This window comes from Rhodoplanes roseus, assembly GCF_003258865.1.
In the GTDB taxonomy this organism is placed as follows: Bacteria; Pseudomonadota; Alphaproteobacteria; order Rhizobiales; family Xanthobacteraceae; genus Rhodoplanes; species Rhodoplanes roseus.
This window is the reverse complement of sequence record NZ_NPEX01000017.1, coordinates 18,763-35,079: the sequence shown is the minus strand read 5'-3', so window position 1 is coordinate 35,079 and position 16,317 is coordinate 18,763. Positions and strand designations below refer to the sequence as shown.

Genomic DNA, 16,317 nt, shown 5'->3' with positions numbered 1-16,317 from the left:
GGCAGGAATTGCCGGGCCTTTACGACCCGTTAACCATTGCGGCGCTCAATGGGCCGGCTCGGAGGAATCGTCGCCATGCGCATCACCGGACCCAATGGAACGACCACCACCGGCTCCGCGTCGTCGGTGCGCCGCACCGGATCCGGCACCTTCATGCTTCCGGACTCGTCGGGTTCGCCGGCGCCGTCCGCCACGGCGGCGTCGCGGCCGCTCACCGGGATCGACGCGCTCATCGCGCTTCAGGGAGTCGAAGATCCGGCCGAGCGACGCCGGCGTGCCGTGGTGCGCGGGAGGTCGGCCCTCGATATCCTCGACGAGATGAAGCTGGCGCTGCTCGCCGGCAATCTGGACCCGAACATCCTGGCCCGGCTCGGCGCCATCGCGGCCGGACTGAAGGAGAGCACCGGCGATCCGGGGCTCGACAGCGTCCTGGCCGAGATCGAGCTGCGGGTCGAGGTCGAGCTCGCCAAGATGAAGCCCCTCAGTCGGTTGTGAGGTCCACGGGCGACGACCGCTCGGCCCTGGGCGTCGCGCGGCGAGGATTCGGCCTCCGGTCGCATGGCGCCGCCGAGCGACCGACGCCGGTATCGAGCGGCAGTGCGACGGGGTGGGATCTGCCGCCGACCCCCGTCCCGGCGGCGTATACTTTGATCTTCGATCGCGGGCGGAACTAATCCAATCTGTTGTTGTCGTTATGTCGCAACGCTTGTATATAGCGTGCCGATCAGACGATGAATCGACCAGAGAAGTCGACGAGGAAGGAAACGGGACGGCCGCGTGGGAGTGAGCGTGTCATGCGCCTGGAGACCAACGGGATATATAGGCCTACGGACAAAGAACCCTTCATGAATGAGCGGCAGCGCGAGTACTTTCGTAACAAACTGCTTGCTTGGAAGGACGATATCTTGCGGGAAGCGAAGGAAACACTTCAGCACCTGCAGGACGAGAACCAGAATCACCCGGACCTCGCCGACCGTGCATCCTCGGAGACCGAGCGTGCGATCGAACTCAGGGCGCGTGACCGCCAGCGCAAGCTGATTGCGAAGATCGACGCCGCGCTGCAGCGCATCGAGGACGGGACCTACGGCTACTGCGAGGAGACCGGCGAGCCGATCTCCATCAAGCGGCTCGAGGCCCGGCCGATCGCCACCCTGTCGCTGGAGGCGCAGGAGCGGCACGAGCGGCGCGAGCGGGTCTACCGCGACAACTGAGGTCGTGCTCCGGCGCGACCGATCGCCCGATCCCGGACGCCTCGCCGCTCGGCGGGGCGTTTTGCTTTTACGAACAACGCGTTCGCGGCTGGATCAGGGCCGCGGCCGGTAGGGACGGACCCGCACGGTGGGGGCCCGGCCGACGCGGCGCGGCGCCACGTAGCCGGGCGTCGCGATGGTCGGATCGATGAACGTCACGGTCGCGGTCGAGGGGATCGCGCCCGGGGCGCGGACGCAGCTCTTGGCCGGAACGCAGGTTCCGTCGGGGCCGCAGATCGGCCGGCAGTAGGTGAACGGCTGGGCGTAAGTGTAGTCGTAGGTGCCATAATAGTGCCGGTAGTCGCAGAACGGGGCGCAGCCGGCGGCGGTCTGGGCGGCGGCGGCGCCGGGCAGTGCGGCCGGCAGCAGGAGGCCGAGCAGGGCGGCGGCCAGGACTCTCGACATCGAAACCTCGCTGATTCGCGGGGAGCGGACCGAACCCACCCTGTTTAAAGCAGTTTTCGCCGAAGTGGGACTCGTGCGTCGCCGGTTCGAGCGAGAATCGTGCGGGCCCGCGCCCCGGCGCGAGGCCGGGACGCAGGCTCGATCGTCAGATCGCGAGAGAACCGGCCTTGGCGGCGGCGTAGCGCTCGCCGACCTTCGACCAGTTCACCGTGTTCCACCAGGCGGCGAGGTAGTCGGGACGCCGGTTCTGGTAGGTGAGGTAGTAGGCGTGCTCCCACACGTCGTTGCCGAACAACACCTTTTTGCCCTCCATCAGGGGCGTGTCCTGGTTCGGCTTGGATTCGAGCGCGAGCTTGCCGTCGGGCGTCACGGTGACGAAGACCCAGCCGGAGCCGAAGACGCGGGCGCCCGCGCCGTTAAAATCGCTCTTCAATTTGTCGAAGCCGCCGAGATCCCGGGTGATCGCCTCGGCCAGCGGGCCGGACGGCGCGCCGCCGATGGAGCCGCTGCCGCCGGGGCCCATCACCTGCCAGAACATCGTGTGATTGGCGTGGCCGCCGCCGTTGTTGCGCACCGCCGTGCGGATCGACTCGGGCATCTCGGACAGCTTGGCCAGGATGTCTTGCAAAGGCATTGCAGCCACTTGGCCGTGATCCTTCACGGCCGCATTGAGGTTGTTCACATAGGCCTGGTGATGCCGGTCGTGGTGGATTTCCATCGTCTTGGCGTCGATATGCGGCTCCAGCGCATTCGCCGGATAGGCCAGGGGATCCAGGCGGAACGGGCCGGCGGCGGCCTGGGCGAGCCCGAGTCGGGGCGCCAGAACGGTCGCGGCGACGATGCCGGTCCCGACGAGAAAGCTTCGACGATCCAAGAACATGGGGGTCTCCTGAAGGATTCGTGGGCGATCCGGCGCGGCGGCGGGCCGGCAGTCGCGGCGTGCAGGCTAGCGGGTCGGCCGCGCCCCCGCGAGGGCTTCCGGGGGCTCACACCGAAGCGTGATCGGGGGCAAATACTGGCCGTCGGATCAAGGGGTTGCGAGACCTTGGACAGCGTCCCGCACGGCCCCTGCGATACTGGTCCAGTCGCCGATCCGGGGTTGTCGGAACAGGGTCGCGGTCGGGTACCAGGGCGAATCCGGGCGTCCGGACAGCCACCGCCAGTCCGAAGAAAACGGCAGCAAAATAAAGACCTTATGACCCATCGCCCCGGCCAGATGGGCGACCGCGGTGTCGACCGAGATCACCAGGTCCAGGGCCGCGATGGCGGCCGCCGTGTCGGCGAAGTCGCGCAGCGTCTCGCCGAGCCGCAGGAGCTGCGGACAGCGCTCCAGCACGGTCTCGTCCTCCGGCCGCAACTCCTTCTGGAGGCTCACGAATTGCACCCCGTCCAGGGCCAGCAGGGGGGCCAGCGTCGACAGCGGGATCGAGCGGTGGCGGTCGTTGGCGAAGCCCGGATTGCCGGCCCACACGAGGCCGACCCGCAGCCGCGGCCCGCCTCGCCGCTCCCTTGCCGGCTCCCTTGCCACCCCCTTGCCGCCCCCTTCGCCGCCCCCTTGGCCACCGGCGCCGGTGGCGAGGCGCGCGGCCAGGGCGGCGACCCGGTCGGCCGGCGGGACCAGATAGGGCACCCGGGCCGGGATGGTCTCCAGCGTCGTCCCGAAGGCGGCGGGGAGGCTGAGATAGGGGCAGTGCAGATCATGGGCCGGCGGGGCGGTGCGGTCCCACACGACGACCGTGATGGCGAGTCCGGCCAAACTGTCGACAATCGGCTTCAGCGGTGCGGTCACGGCACAGATCACCCGGGCGCCGCGCTCGGCCAGCAGCGGGGCGTAGCGGAGGAACTGCAGCGTGTCGCCGGCCCCCTGCTCGGGATGCAGCAGCACGGTGCGGCCGGCGACCGGCTCCTCGCCCTGCCAGGCCGGCGCCGCGAAGCGGTCGCGCAGCTCGGCGAACTCCGGCTTCGCCAGCCGGGCCGCGTAGCCGGCGAACCCCTCCGCCAGCCGGCCGGTGAGGAGCTGCAGCAGCGCGACGTTGAAGCGGATGTCGGCGCGCCCCGGCGCCAGCGTGAGCGCCTTTGCATAACAGGCCATCGCCTCGTCGAAGCGCCGCAGCTCGCGCAGCGCGTTGCCGCGCCCGTAGAGCGCCTCGGCGTTGTCCGGATCGAGCGCCAGCGCGCGCGCATGCGCGGCTTCGGCCTCCTCCGGGCGGTCGAGGCCGCTCAGCGCGTTGCCGCGATTGTGGTGCGCGGCGGCGTGGTCGGGCGCCATCGCGATCGCGGCGTCGCAGGCCGCCAGCGCCTCCGCGTCGCGGTTCAGGCCGCGCAGCGCGACGGCGAGATTGCACAGCGCGTCGGGCGAGTCCGGGCGCCGCTCCACCGCGGTGGCGAGCAGCAGCACGGCATCGGCATAGGCCTTGCGGGCGCAGCAGATCAGGCCGAGCTGATGCAGGGCGTAGAAGTCGCCGGGGTCGGCCCGCAGCGCCGCCACGTAGGCCTGCTCGGCCTCGGCGAGCCGCCCGGCCTCCTGCAGCCGCACCGCCTCGATCACGGCGGGGCGGGGCGGCGGATGGGCGGTTCGGCCGTTCGGACGGTTCGGGCTGTCGGTCATGCACCGGCTCTCCGCGGCAGCGGAACGCGTCGCCGCGCTCCGATCGAGCCAGCCTCTGGTTAACGAACCGTTGCGGCCGCGCCGACGCGGCGGAGCAGGGTTGCCGTCGCGGCCGTCGAAACGCCGCGCCGGCTCCCCATATCTGCGGCCGAGCGCCCGCCGTCCCGGCGGGTGTCGTGCGCGTGTGGGTGGTGATGCGTCGAGAAACGAGAGTGCCGCGCCGCCGGCTGCCGGGTCTGCGGCGGTTCGACGAGATCGAGGACTGGATGGCCGGCGACGGCCAGCGGCGGCGCCAGGGCCGGGGCGGGGCGGCCGACGCCCTTTAGCGCCGTGATCGGGGTGTCGTGCGACGAAACCCCGGTCCGCACTGCGCCGCTCCGCGCTCCGCTGTGCGGCGTGCGGGCGACGATCTGTTACGATCGCATCGGGTCGCGATTGGTTCAGTCAGGAGATCTCGCTTGAGCGTCGCCTTCACCCGCGAAGACAGTGCCGCCACCGCGTCGGAGACGCAGCTCCCGGACCGGCCGATCTCGCCGCATCCCAACCTGGTCACGGCGGCCGGGCTCGCGGCGCTGGAGCGCCGGCTCGCCGAGGCCCGTGCGGCCTGCGCGGCCGCGCAGGCGATCGAGGACGTGAACGAGCGGCGGCGGCAGGAGGCCGGCCCGCTGCGCGACGCGCGCTACTTCGCCGAGCGGGTCCGCACCGCCCGGGTGATCGCCGATCCGACGTCGACCGACGCGGTCGCGTTCGGCAGCACGGTGACGTTCCGCCGCGCCGACGGCCGCGAACACACCTATCGCATCGTCGGCGAGGACGAGGCCGACCCCAAGGCCGGATCGATCTCCTTCGTCTCCCCGGTCGCCCGCCTGCTGATGCGCAAGGCCGTGGGCGACGTCGTCGGCGCCGGCGATCAGGAACTGGAGATTTTGGACATCGCGTAGGGGGAGGGGGGAGCGCGCGACGGAGCGCAGAGACCTACGCGCGCTGGCCGCGACGTCACTGGTAGCCCGGGTTGAGTGAAACGAAACCCGGGATCCGCGGCACGGTCCGGTCGCGCGGCTCATCCGGCCGACGATCGGCGTCGCGTGCCGTCCGGCGCGCGGGTCGCAGCGACTCTGAAGCGGCGACAGGTGACACAGGCTGTGGTGCGACCCGGGCTACGGCTTGCTAACCGTGATACAGCACACCCATGATTTTCCGGATGGCAACGACCCGGCGGAATCCACGCCTATCCTTGCCAACCGAGAGTACCTGGGAGACGCCGAGGCCACCGATACTCTCAAACTGTCGCAGGTTCGATAAATCATCCGGAAGGACTGCGCCAACACGCTTAAAGATACTTGAGCCGTCATCCAGCGATAACGCAACAAGCTCTCCCTCGTGGTTGCCAAGGGAGGACAGCTCTATGCACTCCGCACCGAGAACAATCTGCTTGTTGAGCGCAAGCGGAACCGCACTCTCGTCGACTACTCTGTAGGCGATCCGAACACGTTCGAAGACGCGTTGTGCATCGACCTCGACGGCCTCCTCTGGCCCCTGTCCAAGGGTGAGATCGTGGTCGAAGATGATGCCGACTACTTGATGAATCGAAACCTGCGTTTCTGGGAGAAAGACCGTTTTCGGTGTCTTCGACCGGGGGTCGACCGTCTCGGCTGTCAGGCCGATCGCGCCCCCGTCTTTTCCGCGAAGGAACCGGCGCGCGTACACGCTCGCCCCATGTCGAGCGATCACCAACCGCCTGTCAGCGCAAGGCCCCGGGACAGCTTCGGCAATCGCGAGCGCTCCTGCCGGTGCCGCGAATCCAAAATATGGACGCCGCAGATAGAACATGACCTTTCCATCAAGCAGTTGACGGTCGAGCGGCTCAGCGATCTCTTGCGTCTCGCCTTCCGGCGCATTCTGAGTGAATGCGGCCAAGTCGGGACACACCTCCACTCTCAATATCGGATTGATGAACGGGGTGAGCGCGGGCGGCGAATCAGCGCGCACAGTGTCAGGATGGGCGTCCCGGCGCCGCCATCGGTAGCACTCTTCGTGCATTTGTTCGGCGAGTTCCAGGAGCGTCGCAAGGTCGTCTGTACACTGCGCCACATCAGCTGCTCGAATCTCCTGACGCCTCCCGTGATGTGACTTGTTCATCAGTATCAGAACCGGAGAGCCATCCTCCAATGCCGGGTGAGCGACGAACCGTCGGAAGACGTGCGCGGCAAACATTCCTTGGGGGTTCGCACTCACGACCGTACGCAGACGCGCCACGAGCGGAGCAAGCGTCGGACTCGGAGTCTGCATTACCCATTCTGAGTGGGCTGGATCATCAAAGAGATCGCCAACCTTCGCCTCTAGATAGACCCGGCATGCATCAACGAATGCGCGTGCGGGCTCCTCGGCATTTTTGTCAGCCTCATGCGCCTCGCGACGTTTGGTGATTTCGGCGAGCGGTGGGGTCGTTCGGATGACCGGCTGCAGGAGCGTCGCGGGATGCACCTCGAAATGTATGACCCCACCGGCAACGGCAAACCGCGCCATGCACAAGGCGAATCGTGGATCATACGACGTGACGATCAGTTGAGCGCCGTTGCGTACGAGCATGCCCAGAGAGGTTGCGAGCCGCTCCCGGTTTTCATCGTCGAGCAGTTCCTGCGGATCGTCGAGAAGCATGGTGCGCAATCCGCCGCGCGTATTGAGCACGTGTTCCCAGAACGCAAGATAGAACGATACCAGACTCGCCCGGAGTGCGGATGCATTCGTGACGTGTTGCGCCGGTGCGGATACGCCTCCCGTTCGCACCGTGAGGTCGATCTCTCCCTTTCGTCCCATGGCCGTATCAACAAGTTCATGGGCTGTGTCGGGAAATGCGCCGAGATAGATCCTATTGCGCCACGCCGCGGCTTCCGTGCTGAGGAGCCTCCGAAGTACGTTGACCTGCTGGTCAGCGAGATCTCCGAGCGCAAGGAGGTCGGTCAGGGCGTCCTGTGCCGTGTCGTACTCGGTGAGCCGCTTTTCGGCCGACCGACGTGCCTTCAGAGAGGCTTTCAATCGTGAGCACTGGGTCAACGCGTCGGCAATCGGCTTCGCGGCTCGAACAGTGCGATCGAGATCGAGGAGTTTTCCGACCAGCGTCTCCGACTCTGCGGACTCCCCCTCTTTCGGCCGCCGGCCGAGGACGGAGGTGGCGACCTTGCGCACCAAGATGTCGTTGTCTTGTCGCCAGCGCGCGAACCGGAGCGCTTTGTCCAACCGCTTCAACGCCGCTTCGAGCGATCGACACGCGGTTGGCAGGACAATGGGCAACTCCTCCGCGAGTGGCGCTCGCTCTGCCGTGACCCGATCGTAGGCGGCCGCAGTCCCAGATTGAAGGCTAGCAAGAACCCCTCCGAATGAATCGGATTTGAATAACTCGTCGACGATCGCGGTACGGAGGAGATCACACGGATGTTCTGGGAGGTCGACCGAGAGCTCAGGCCTCAATGGCTCAGGCAGGCTCTGCAGCAGGCGACCAAGCACGCCCCCGGACCACTTCGAGAGCGTTTGGGACAGCAAGGCTGCATCGGTTGCGACGTCGTGAATATGCGTCAGAACCGGCCGACCGCTGACGGGATCAATAGCACCTGCGAGAGGGCTCCCGCACACAACGCATGTGCCTTCGTCTCTCGCGGGATCGGGGTGCTCATCTCTCCATGTGACGATGTGGGCGTAGAGGCGGGCGCGAGCTGCAGTCGAAGGATCCCGTGCGAGGGCTTCTAAGGTCTTGCCGGATTCGAGAATTGTAGCGATTTCGGCCGTCGCTTCATCGATCTGTTCGCCGGATAAGGCCTTGAGTGCATTGAGTCTGGAAACTGCGGGAAGATCACTGAGGCGTTTGACGCAATCCAGGGCCAACCCGATGTTCTGCTCCAGGTTGGTTCGTAGCGCGGAATCGGCCGGATCAAAATTGCTTCCGAGTATCGAGCGGGCGGATTGGTACGCAGCGGTCTTCTTGTGTTCGAAGTGCTGTACGATCTGCTCGACAACTGCTTCAATTCCGGCATCGTTAGACGGACTTGGAATATCGACGGACGGGGCAATCGCCGGATGCAACTTCACGAGCGCAGCCAAATCGGCCTGAGCCGTGCTGTAGGAAACATCCGCTTGTTGCAATTCTCTCGTTTTCGCCTTTCGAAGATCGTCAGCGATCTTCTTCTTCAAGCGTCTCGCATGATCAGCAAGATCGACGAGACCCGAGAGCCCAGTGAGCTGTGAGACGGCACGGCCGAGTTCGGACTCGCTTCCGACTTTAATGAGGGGCAGGAGCGCCGGCATCACAGAGCCGATACGCACAGCAATGGGATCGATGCCGAGCACCGAAAGATCCGGTTCGTCTTCGGTGAGCTTGCCTAGCGGCGACCGTCTCTGAGTCCGACGGATCTGCGGAACGGCTGCGCCATTCTGGTCCACGAACGTCAGTTCAACCCAGGTATCGGCCGGAACCCACGCTCGATCCGGTCGGTACTGATCGGTGTTCGGCATAGGGGTGACTGGCGACAGGCGGTGGGCCGTCGGTTCGGCGTCCTCGCGGTCCGGCTGAACCCAGCACTCGAACTCATCCTTCGCCTTTTCTGGCTCTCGTTGCGGCCGAAGGATCTCGCCCGTGAGCGCCCACACAATGGCGTTGATAAGCGATGTCTTCCCGGAACCATTTCTCCCTTCGAACAAGGTCGGCAAACTCGAGAAGTCGTGCCGATAGTCCGGAGGGGCTGCGTCCGGTGTGCCGAATTTGTGCAGGCCCGCAAATCGATGCGCTTCGACTGTCTTTAGAGTCAGACGGCGACTGTTTGCGTTAGCTGGCCGTGCAGGCAGAACCGGCAGTTCAGGTGGTGGTTTAGACACTGCATCGACGAAGTCCTCGCCGTTCGCTGCAATGACGTTTGCTTTCCACGCGCTCGAACCCCGTTCGCGGTACCACTGAAGCGCACTGCGCTCTCGGTCGCCCAACGTAAATGGCTGGCCGTCGGCAACGAGTACTGCCCTGCCGCTGACAAGGTCGGCGAGCAATGAATCCAGACTATGCAAATGAAGCGGTTTGGCTTCGAAGTCGGCCATTGCCCCAGCCCATGCCCCAGGGTTATTCCGTTATGGATGCGAAAGCGATTCGCTCGCCTAAGTGTAGGCTGCCGATTGATGTTTGCCGATCTCTAAGGTTGAGACTTAATTGAGCCATTAAGCGGCGGTGGTAGCCAGGATTCCGCCAGCGAGAAAGTTTCTGGCGAGCTTGTCGTAGCGCGTTGAAACACGGCGGAAGTCCTTCAGCCGCAAGAATCTTTGCCATAACGGATCCTCGCCTTTTCGGGTCAAGAATACGCCACGACTCTCCGGGACTAAACACCTACGGCTGCGGCCCGTCGGGCCCTCGGCCCTCGACCGACTCTGCTCACACCCCCCAAAAGGACTTCCGCCGTGGACATCCCGCGGATCTTCACCGTCAGCGAAAGCGCGCATCGCATCCACAATCCGATCACCGCGGACAAGCTCGCGACGCTCGGCGCGGCGCTGCGGATGGAGGCGGGGGCGCGGGTGCTCGATCTCGGCAGCGGGTCGGGCGAGATGCTGTGCACCTGGGCGCGCGATCACGGCATCGGCGGCACCGGCATCGACATGAGCCCGCTGTTCACGGCGCAGGCGCACCGCCGCGCCGTCGCGCTCGGCGTCGCCGACCGGGTCACGTTCGTGCACGGCGACGCCGCCGGCCATGTCGCCGCCGCGCCGGTCGACGTGGCCGCCTGCGTCGGCGCCACCTGGATCGGCGGGGGCGTCGCCGGCACCGTCGCGCTGTTGGAGCGCAGCCTGCGCGCCGGCGGCATCATCCTGATCGGCGAGCCGTTCTGGCGGCGGCTGCCGCCGAGCGAGGCGGTCGCCAAGGGGTGCCTCGCCGGCGCGATCGCCGACTTCCTGCTGCTGCCGGACCTGCTCGCGTCCTTCGGCCGGCTCGGCTTCGACGTCGTCGAGATGGTGCTGGCCGATCAGGACGGCTGGGACCGCTACGAGGCGGCCAAGTGGCTCACGATGCGCCGCTGGCTCGACGCCCATCCCGACGACGCCTTCGCCCCCGAGGTGCGCGCCACCCTGACCGCCGAGCCCGTGCGCTACGCCACGTTCACGCGCGAGCATCTCGGCTGGGGCGTGTTCGCGCTGATGCGGCGCTGAGGATTTCGCACACGGTCGGCACTGTCTCGCGGCGGCGTGGCTCCCGCATTGCGCCCTGCGGGCTCCATGCGGGCTACGGACTCCCGCTGCGGACGGCGCCGTCTTGCCGCTTGGCAGGCGGCGGCGCGCGGATCATTCTGAGGCCGCCCCCGGCGGCGGGCGCCGCGCGGTCGCGCGGGCCGGCCGCGCGCACCTGCCCGTGTTCGCCTGCCCGTGCTCGACGTCCTCGCGCCTCCGTCCATGTCCGTTCTCGTCCTGGTTCTCGTTCGTCCTGCGCCGTCTCGGGTCATGCGCGTCCGCGGCCTCGTCCGGCCGGGCGCGCCACAGGGGAATGCCATGCTGCCGATCGTCCGCGCGCTCGCCCTGGTGGCCGGCGTGATCGCCATTGTCCCGTCCGCCATCGTCCCGTCCGCCTCCGCCCAAAGCTTTCCGTCGCGGCCCGTCACCTTCGTGGTGCCGTTCGCGCCGGGCGGCTCGACCGACACGGTGGCCCGCATCGTCGCCCAGGCGGCGAGCGGGCCGCTCGGCGTGCCGACCGTGGTGGAGAACCGCACCGGCGGCGCCGGCGTGGTCGGCTGGAGCGCGGTGGCGCGCGCCAATCCGGACGGCCAGACGCTGCTGACGCTGGAGATGTCCTACACGATCGCGGCCGGGCTGATCCCGACCCTGCCGTTCGACGCCAAGAAGGGCTTCGTGCAAGTGACGACGGCGGTCGAGAACCCGCACGTGATGGTGGTCAACCCCAACCTGCCGGCCAAGACGGTCGCCGAGCTGATCGCGCTGCTGAAGGCCAATCCCGGAAAGTATTTCTTCGGCTCGGGCGGCAACGGCACCAACACGCATATGGGCGGCGAGCTGTTCAAGAGCCTGGCCGGCGTCGACCTGGTGCACGTGCCGTATCGCGGCGCCGGCGCGGTGCTGCAGGATCTGGTGGCTGGCCAGGTGCAGGTGCTGGTGACGTCGCTGCCGACCGCACTGCCGCTGATCCAGTCGGGCCAGCTCCGCCCCCTGATGGTGGCGGGCGCGACGCGCTCGCCGGTGCTGCCGGACGTGCCGTCGGCCCCGGAGGCCGGCCTGCCCGGCATGGTGATGACGTTCTGGGTCGGCTTCGCGGCGCCGGCCGGCACGCCGGCGCCGATCGTCGAGCGCCTCAACAAGGACATCCTGGCCGGGCTGGCGCTGCCGGAGACCAGGAAGCGCCTCGCCGAGCTCGGCATGGACCCGGTCGGCAACACGCCGGCGCAGGCCCAGGCTCTGATCGACAGCGAGATCGCCCGCTGGAGCGCCATCGCCAAGGCGGCGGACATCAAGATGCAGTAGGGGCCGCGGAACTTTCCGCTGACGAACACGTTCTGTTGAATGGCTCGGGGGCGCGCCGTTCCCGTCTGCATGTCCCGGGGGCACGCAGTCCCGGAGTCGCGAGGGCGATCGCGTTGACCGCGGACGCTCGGGGCAACGGAGCAGCGACCGCATGGTGACGTCACGCGACGGCGAAGACGAGGCCATGATGGCGCGTTGCGTCGCGCTGTCCCGGATCGCGGTCGGCAAGGGCGAATACCCGTTCGGGGCCGTCGTCGCCCGCGAGGGCCGCATCGTCGCGGAAGCGATCAATCGCACGATCCGCGACGGCGACGTCTCGCGCCACGCCGAGGTCATCGCGCTGGCCCGGGCCCAGAAGGCGATCGGACGCCGGGAGCTGCGCGAGTGCTCCCTCTATTCCAACGTCGAGCCCTGCGCGATGTGCTCCTACTGCATTCGCGAGGCCTGGGTCGGGCGCGTCGTCTACGCGCTCGGATCGCCCGTGATGGGCGGCGTGTCGAAATGGAACATCCTGCGCGACGACGGATTGTCGGGCCGCATGCCGCAGGTGTTCGATGCGGCGCCCGAGGTGGTGAGCGGCGTGCTGGTCGAGCAGGCCCAGGCCGCCTGGCGGGACTGGAGCCCGCTCGCCTGGGAGATGATCACGCTGCGCGGCCTGATGACGGATCCGAGCGCACGGCCGGAGTGCCGGACCAGGGCCGCCCGTCCCCGCTCGCTCTGGCACCACCTGGTCGCGCTGATCGAGCGGCCGCCCCGTCCGTATGTCGATCCGACATCCGCCGCCGAAGGACACGCCGACCTGTGACCGGTCGACGCCGCTGCTTCGACGTCTCCGCCCCCCTACGCCCACACAGGACAATCATATGGACTCGTATGTCGGCGATACTGCGAACGCCCTCGATCGTCGCGGCACTCCGCACGGCCCGTTTCGTCGCCTGCTCCGGCGTTTCATCCATTTCTTCTCGTATCATCTGATCCTGTCGCGCAAGAGCGCCCGGGTGGCGAACGCCGCCGGCTTCCGGCTCACGGTGCGGCCGACCGTGTTCCATCCGCGCTACTTCCTGAGCAGCGAGCTCTTCGCCGCCTTCATCGACAAGATGGACCTGACCGGCAAGCGCGTCCTCGACGTCGGGACCGGGTCCGGCATCCTCGCGCTCGCCGCCGCCCGCGCCGGGGCCGAGCATGTCGTCGCCGCCGACATCAATCCCAACGCCGCCCTGTCGGCCGGCGAGAACGCGGTGGCGAACGGCCTCGGCGGCCGGGTCGGCGGCCTGTGCTCCGACCTCCTGTCGGCGATCGCGCCGCGGCCGATCTTCGACGTGATCCTGTCGAGCCCGCCCAAGCACGCCGGCGAGCCGAGCGACCTGGCGGATCGCGGCTGGCATGCCGGCCCGCAATATCGCGACGTCAAGAATCTGTTCGACCAGGCGCGCGACCGGCTGAAGCCGGACGGGCGGCTGTTCGTCATGGTGTCGTCGGACTCCGACCTCGATCTGTTCGGGTCGTTGATCGAGAAGGCCGGCTTTCGAGCGCGCCTCGCCTACGAGCACTCGATCGTCATCGAGTCGATGATCATCTACGAGCTGTCACTGCCCCGGGGTGCGTAGGTGCGCCGGGGTCACGAGGCGGTGGGGGAGCGGGCGCCGCGCGGGGCGGCGCTGCCGGTGATCTCGGGAGACGGGACCGAGGGACGCCGCAGCGGCCGCGGCTCGGGGATGTTCAGGCGACGCACCGTCAGGTCGCCGATCTCGACCGCGTCGAAGCGCGCCCGCCGGACCGAGAGGCGGCCGATCGCGAAGGCGCCGACCGCCAGCGCGCCGATCGCCACGGCACCGAGGGCCAGCGCCCCGACCGCGCCCATGCCGATCGCCCCCATGCCGATCGCCGCCCGCTGCGCGCCGGCGGCGGTGCGGAGCGACACTGGTCCGGATGCGGCGCCGGGCCGGCGCGGGACTGCGAAGCCGGGGCCGGAGAGGCTGCGGGGCAGGGACGGGACGGCGCGCATGGGGTTCTCCGGTCTGTCGCGGGCGGCCGGCGTGGCGCGCCCGCTCTCGCCGCCAACGTCGGGCCGCGGCACGGTGTTCCGCCGCGGCGGCGGGCCGTCACAGAACCGGCCGCCCGGTCGGCCAGCATGCCGATCGCGTCGGCGGAGCGAGGCGGTCCGGCGGATCGTGCCACGGGGAGAGCCATCATGAGCGACGACACGGCGGCGCGGCCGCGACGGCCCGTCTGGGTCTGGATCATCTTCGTCTGGTTCGTATTCTCGGTCGTCTGGACGCTGCTGTCGTTCTACCTGATCGAGACCGGCGCGCTGCCGCTGGAGCCGGCCCAGAAGGCCTATTTCGAGCGGCTGACGACGGTCGACTACGCCGCCTCGATCGTGCTGGCGCTGCTCAACGTCGCCGGCGCGGTCGCGCTGTTCATGCTGCGCAAGGCGGCGCTGCCGCTGTTTCTCGCCTCGGTGGTGCTCGGCCTGCTGGTGCTGGCCTGGCAGACGGTGGCACGCGGCTGGACCGAGGCGACCGGCGGCTCCGGCCTGGTCGGCAGCGCCATCGGCTACGCCCTGCTGATCGCCGTCTGCCTCTACGCCTGGCGGCTGACCCGCCGCGGCGTGCTGCGATAGGGCGGGCCGGCCGCCCGCCGCGGCAGGGACCCGGGCGGGCTGAAGGCATGCGCCAGGCGCCGCCCGGCATCCTGCCGAAGGTCTAGCCCGTTAGGAATACCACAACACCGTTCTGCCAATCCGAGGGCCCCGCGACCGGTGTCGCGGGGCAGACGACCCCGTGGGCATTCCGGCCCGCGGCGGCGCGGCGTGGCGCGCCGGCTCCGGTCGTAACCCTTGGACCTTCGACGATGTCACTGCTCGACAACCTGCGGATTCTCTCGAAAATCATCGGCGTCATCCTGCTCCTGGCGGCGGCCTCGGCCGGCAGCGCCTGGTATGCCGGGTCGAACATGGCGGCCATCGACAGAGACTATTCGGGCTTCCTGCAGGGCGACGAGGCAGGGATCATCTCGGCGGTGCGCTCGACCCGCGACCTCTACCGCTACGAGATGCTGCTCTACCGTATCGTGGCCGAGACCGACGACGCCCACGTCCAGGCGATCCTGCCGGAGATCGGCAAGACGGCCGAGGCCGTCAAGCAGAGCTACGAGGCGGTGCGGCAGCGGGTGCCGCGCATCGCCGCCCAGGTGGCCGGCTTCGAGCGCACCTTCGGCGACGTCGTGACCGCGACGGGGCCCGTGATCGCCTTGGCGAGCGCCGGCGACAAGGCCAAGGCGGCGAACCTGATGCGGACCGGCGTCGATCCGCTGCTCTCCGGGCTGCTCCAGGAGATGGTTCCGGCCGGTGTTCGGCTCGACCGCGAGATCACCGAGGGCGTCGAGGGGCTGCATGTGCAGGCGCGGCAGGCGATCCTCTACATGGGCCTGATGACGGCGGCCGGCGTCACGGTCGCGCTGCTGATCGGATTCATGATCGCCCAGTTCGGCGTGGCCCGACCCGTGGCGGCGCTGACCGCCGGCATGCGGCGGCTCGCCGAGGGCGACTTCGAGGTCGTGCTGCCCGGTGTCGGCCGCAAGGACGAGATCGGCCAGATCGCCGACGCGGTCGAGGCGTTCAAGGTCAAGGCGGCCGAGCGGGCGCAGCGCGAGGCGGAGACCCAGCGCGCGGTCGACGCCCGCGCGGCGGCGCTGCGCAAGACGGAGATGCGCCGGCTCGCCGACGGCTTCGAGGCCGCCGTGGGCGGCATCGTCGAGACGGTCTCGTCGGCCTCCACCGAGCTCGAGGCGGCAGCCGGCACGCTGATGCGCACGGCCGAGACGACGCAGTCGCTCGCCACCTCGGCGGCCGCCGGCTCCGAGCAGGCCTCCGCCAATGTGCAGAGCGTCGCCTCCGCCACCGACCAGATGACCTCGTCGGTCGGCGAGATCGGCCGGCAGGTACAGGAGTCGACCCGCATCGCCGCCGACGCCGTGCAGCAGGCCGGGGAGACCGACGACCGCATCGCCGCGCTGTCCCAGGCGGCGCAGCGCATCGGCGACGTCGTCAAGCTGATCACGGCGATCGCCGAGCAGACCAACCTCCTGGCGCTGAACGCGACCATCGAGGCGGCGCGGGCCGGCGACGCGGGCAAGGGGTTCGCCGTGGTGGCCCAGGAGGTCAAGCTGCTCGCCGCCCAGACCGCCAAGGCGACCGGCGAGATCGGCGCCCAGATCGCCGGCATGCAGCAGGCGACCCAGGACTCGGTCGGCGCCATCAAGCAGATCGGCGGCACGATCGCCCGGATCGCCGAGATCGCCGCGTCGATCGCGGCCGCCATCGAGGAGCAGGGGGCCGCGACCTCGGAGATCGCCCGCAATGTGCAGCAGGCAGCGCAGGGCACGGCCCAGGTCGCCGCCAACATCGCCAGCGTGAACCAGGGCGCGATCGAGACCGGCTCGGCCTCCTCGCAGGTGCTCTCCTCGGCCCGGTCGCTCTCGGGCGAGAGCAACCGCCTCAAGCTCGAGGTCGGCAAGTTCCTGGAGACGGTGCGGGCCGGGTGACGGTGTCGC

The 16,317-nt window shown here is 68.6% G+C and carries 14 protein-coding genes and 1 pseudogene; 9 read left to right on the top strand and 6 right to left on the bottom strand.

Annotated features, from left to right (window positions below):
- Window positions 1–75: 75 nt before the first annotated feature.
- The gene (locus CH341_RS04355; protein WP_111417820.1) at window positions 76–495 is read left to right on the top strand and encodes a flagellar assembly protein FliX; all 420 of its coding nucleotides are present in this window, start codon (window positions 76–78) and stop codon (window positions 493–495) included.
- A gap of 299 nt (window positions 496–794) precedes the next feature.
- Entirely contained in the window at window positions 795–1,211 is a 417-nt protein-coding gene (dksA, locus tag CH341_RS04350; RefSeq protein WP_111417804.1) for an RNA polymerase-binding protein DksA, read from the top strand.
- A gap of 93 nt (window positions 1,212–1,304) precedes the next feature.
- Here dksA and CH341_RS04345 read toward each other — a convergent pair whose 3' ends face one another.
- The 3 genes from CH341_RS04345 to CH341_RS04335 all read right to left on the bottom strand — a co-directional run bounded on the left by CH341_RS04345 (window position 1,305) and on the right by CH341_RS04335 (window position 4,263).
- Window positions 1,305–1,655, bottom strand: a complete 351-nt coding sequence (locus tag CH341_RS04345) for a hypothetical protein (RefSeq protein WP_111417803.1) — start codon at window positions 1,653–1,655, stop codon at window positions 1,305–1,307.
- A gap of 145 nt (window positions 1,656–1,800) precedes the next feature.
- Window positions 1,801–2,535, bottom strand: coding sequence for a superoxide dismutase (locus CH341_RS04340; protein ID WP_111417802.1), 735 nt, complete (start codon window positions 2,533–2,535; stop codon window positions 1,801–1,803).
- A 147-nt stretch (window positions 2,536–2,682) separates the two neighbouring features.
- Complete coding sequence (locus CH341_RS04335) at window positions 2,683–4,263, bottom strand: tetratricopeptide repeat protein (RefSeq protein WP_111417801.1); 1,581 nt, start codon at window positions 4,261–4,263, stop codon at window positions 2,683–2,685.
- Between the two features lie 458 nt (window positions 4,264–4,721).
- Here CH341_RS04335 and greA point away from each other — a divergent pair, with 458 nt between their 5' ends.
- Complete coding sequence (gene greA, locus CH341_RS04330; RefSeq protein ID WP_111417800.1) at window positions 4,722–5,204, top strand: transcription elongation factor GreA; 483 nt, start codon at window positions 4,722–4,724, stop codon at window positions 5,202–5,204.
- 226 nt (window positions 5,205–5,430) lie between these two features.
- Here greA and CH341_RS04325 read toward each other — a convergent pair whose 3' ends face one another.
- Both CH341_RS04325 and CH341_RS35715 read right to left on the bottom strand, forming a co-directional pair.
- Window positions 5,431–9,342 (bottom strand): ATP-binding protein, encoded by a 3,912-nt coding sequence (locus CH341_RS04325; protein WP_111417799.1) that lies wholly within the window; start codon window positions 9,340–9,342, stop codon window positions 5,431–5,433.
- Between the two features lie 117 nt (window positions 9,343–9,459).
- A pseudogene (locus CH341_RS35715) lies at window positions 9,460–9,558 on the bottom strand (IS5/IS1182 family transposase); the annotation flags it as partial.
- A gap of 138 nt (window positions 9,559–9,696) precedes the next feature.
- Here CH341_RS35715 and CH341_RS04315 point away from each other — a divergent pair.
- The 4 genes from CH341_RS04315 to CH341_RS04300 all read left to right on the top strand — a co-directional run bounded on the left by CH341_RS04315 (window position 9,697) and on the right by CH341_RS04300 (window position 13,370).
- Complete coding sequence (locus CH341_RS04315; RefSeq protein ID WP_111417798.1) at window positions 9,697–10,443, top strand: class I SAM-dependent methyltransferase; 747 nt, start codon at window positions 9,697–9,699, stop codon at window positions 10,441–10,443.
- A gap of 336 nt (window positions 10,444–10,779) precedes the next feature.
- The gene (locus tag CH341_RS04310) at window positions 10,780–11,763 is read left to right on the top strand and encodes a Bug family tripartite tricarboxylate transporter substrate binding protein (protein ID WP_210208179.1); all 984 of its coding nucleotides are present in this window, start codon (window positions 10,780–10,782) and stop codon (window positions 11,761–11,763) included.
- Between the two features lie 151 nt (window positions 11,764–11,914).
- Window positions 11,915–12,568 carry a nucleoside deaminase gene (locus CH341_RS04305; RefSeq protein WP_111417797.1) on the top strand — a complete coding sequence of 218 codons (654 nt, stop codon included), beginning with the start codon at window positions 11,915–11,917 and terminating at the stop codon, window positions 12,566–12,568.
- Between the two features lie 58 nt (window positions 12,569–12,626).
- Window positions 12,627–13,370, top strand: coding sequence for a methyltransferase (locus CH341_RS04300; protein ID WP_111417796.1), 744 nt, complete (start codon window positions 12,627–12,629; stop codon window positions 13,368–13,370).
- 11 nt (window positions 13,371–13,381) lie between these two features.
- Here the strand turns inward: CH341_RS04300 and CH341_RS04295 are convergent, their stop codons facing one another.
- Window positions 13,382–13,768: a hypothetical protein gene (locus tag CH341_RS04295; protein WP_146604367.1), complete on the bottom strand. Its 387-nt coding sequence runs from the start codon at window positions 13,766–13,768 to the stop codon at window positions 13,382–13,384.
- 186 nt (window positions 13,769–13,954) lie between these two features.
- Between CH341_RS04295 and CH341_RS04290 the strand changes: the two genes are divergently transcribed.
- The gene (locus tag CH341_RS04290) at window positions 13,955–14,386 is read left to right on the top strand and encodes a hypothetical protein (RefSeq protein ID WP_111417794.1); all 432 of its coding nucleotides are present in this window, start codon (window positions 13,955–13,957) and stop codon (window positions 14,384–14,386) included.
- 230 nt (window positions 14,387–14,616) lie between these two features.
- The gene (locus CH341_RS04285) at window positions 14,617–16,308 is read left to right on the top strand and encodes a methyl-accepting chemotaxis protein (RefSeq protein ID WP_111417793.1); all 1,692 of its coding nucleotides are present in this window, start codon (window positions 14,617–14,619) and stop codon (window positions 16,306–16,308) included.
- Window positions 16,309–16,317: the final 9 nt, after the last annotated feature.

Coding starts and splice junctions, on each gene's coding strand:
- CH341_RS04345 (WP_111417803.1), bottom strand. CDS start 1,655: ATGTCGAGAGTCCTGGCCGCCGCCCTGCTCGGCCTCCTGCTGCCGGCC.
- CH341_RS04340 (WP_111417802.1), bottom strand. CDS start 2,535: ATGTTCTTGGATCGTCGAAGCTTTCTCGTCGGGACCGGCATCGTCGCC.
- CH341_RS04335 (WP_111417801.1), bottom strand. CDS start 4,263: ATGACCGACAGCCCGAACCGTCCGAACGGCCGAACCGCCCATCCGCCG.
- CH341_RS04285 (WP_111417793.1), top strand. CDS start 14,617: ATGTCACTGCTCGACAACCTGCGGATTCTCTCGAAAATCATCGGCGTC.
- CH341_RS04355 (WP_111417820.1), top strand. CDS start 76: ATGCGCATCACCGGACCCAATGGAACGACCACCACCGGCTCCGCGTCG.
- CH341_RS04310 (WP_210208179.1), top strand. CDS start 10,780: ATGCTGCCGATCGTCCGCGCGCTCGCCCTGGTGGCCGGCGTGATCGCC.
- CH341_RS04305 (WP_111417797.1), top strand. CDS start 11,915: ATGGTGACGTCACGCGACGGCGAAGACGAGGCCATGATGGCGCGTTGC.
- CH341_RS04325 (WP_111417799.1), bottom strand. CDS start 9,342: ATGGCCGACTTCGAAGCCAAACCGCTTCATTTGCATAGTCTGGATTCA.
- dksA (WP_111417804.1), top strand. CDS start 795: ATGCGCCTGGAGACCAACGGGATATATAGGCCTACGGACAAAGAACCC.
- CH341_RS04300 (WP_111417796.1), top strand. CDS start 12,627: ATGGACTCGTATGTCGGCGATACTGCGAACGCCCTCGATCGTCGCGGC.
- CH341_RS04295 (WP_146604367.1), bottom strand. CDS start 13,768: ATGCGCGCCGTCCCGTCCCTGCCCCGCAGCCTCTCCGGCCCCGGCTTC.
- CH341_RS04290 (WP_111417794.1), top strand. CDS start 13,955: ATGAGCGACGACACGGCGGCGCGGCCGCGACGGCCCGTCTGGGTCTGG.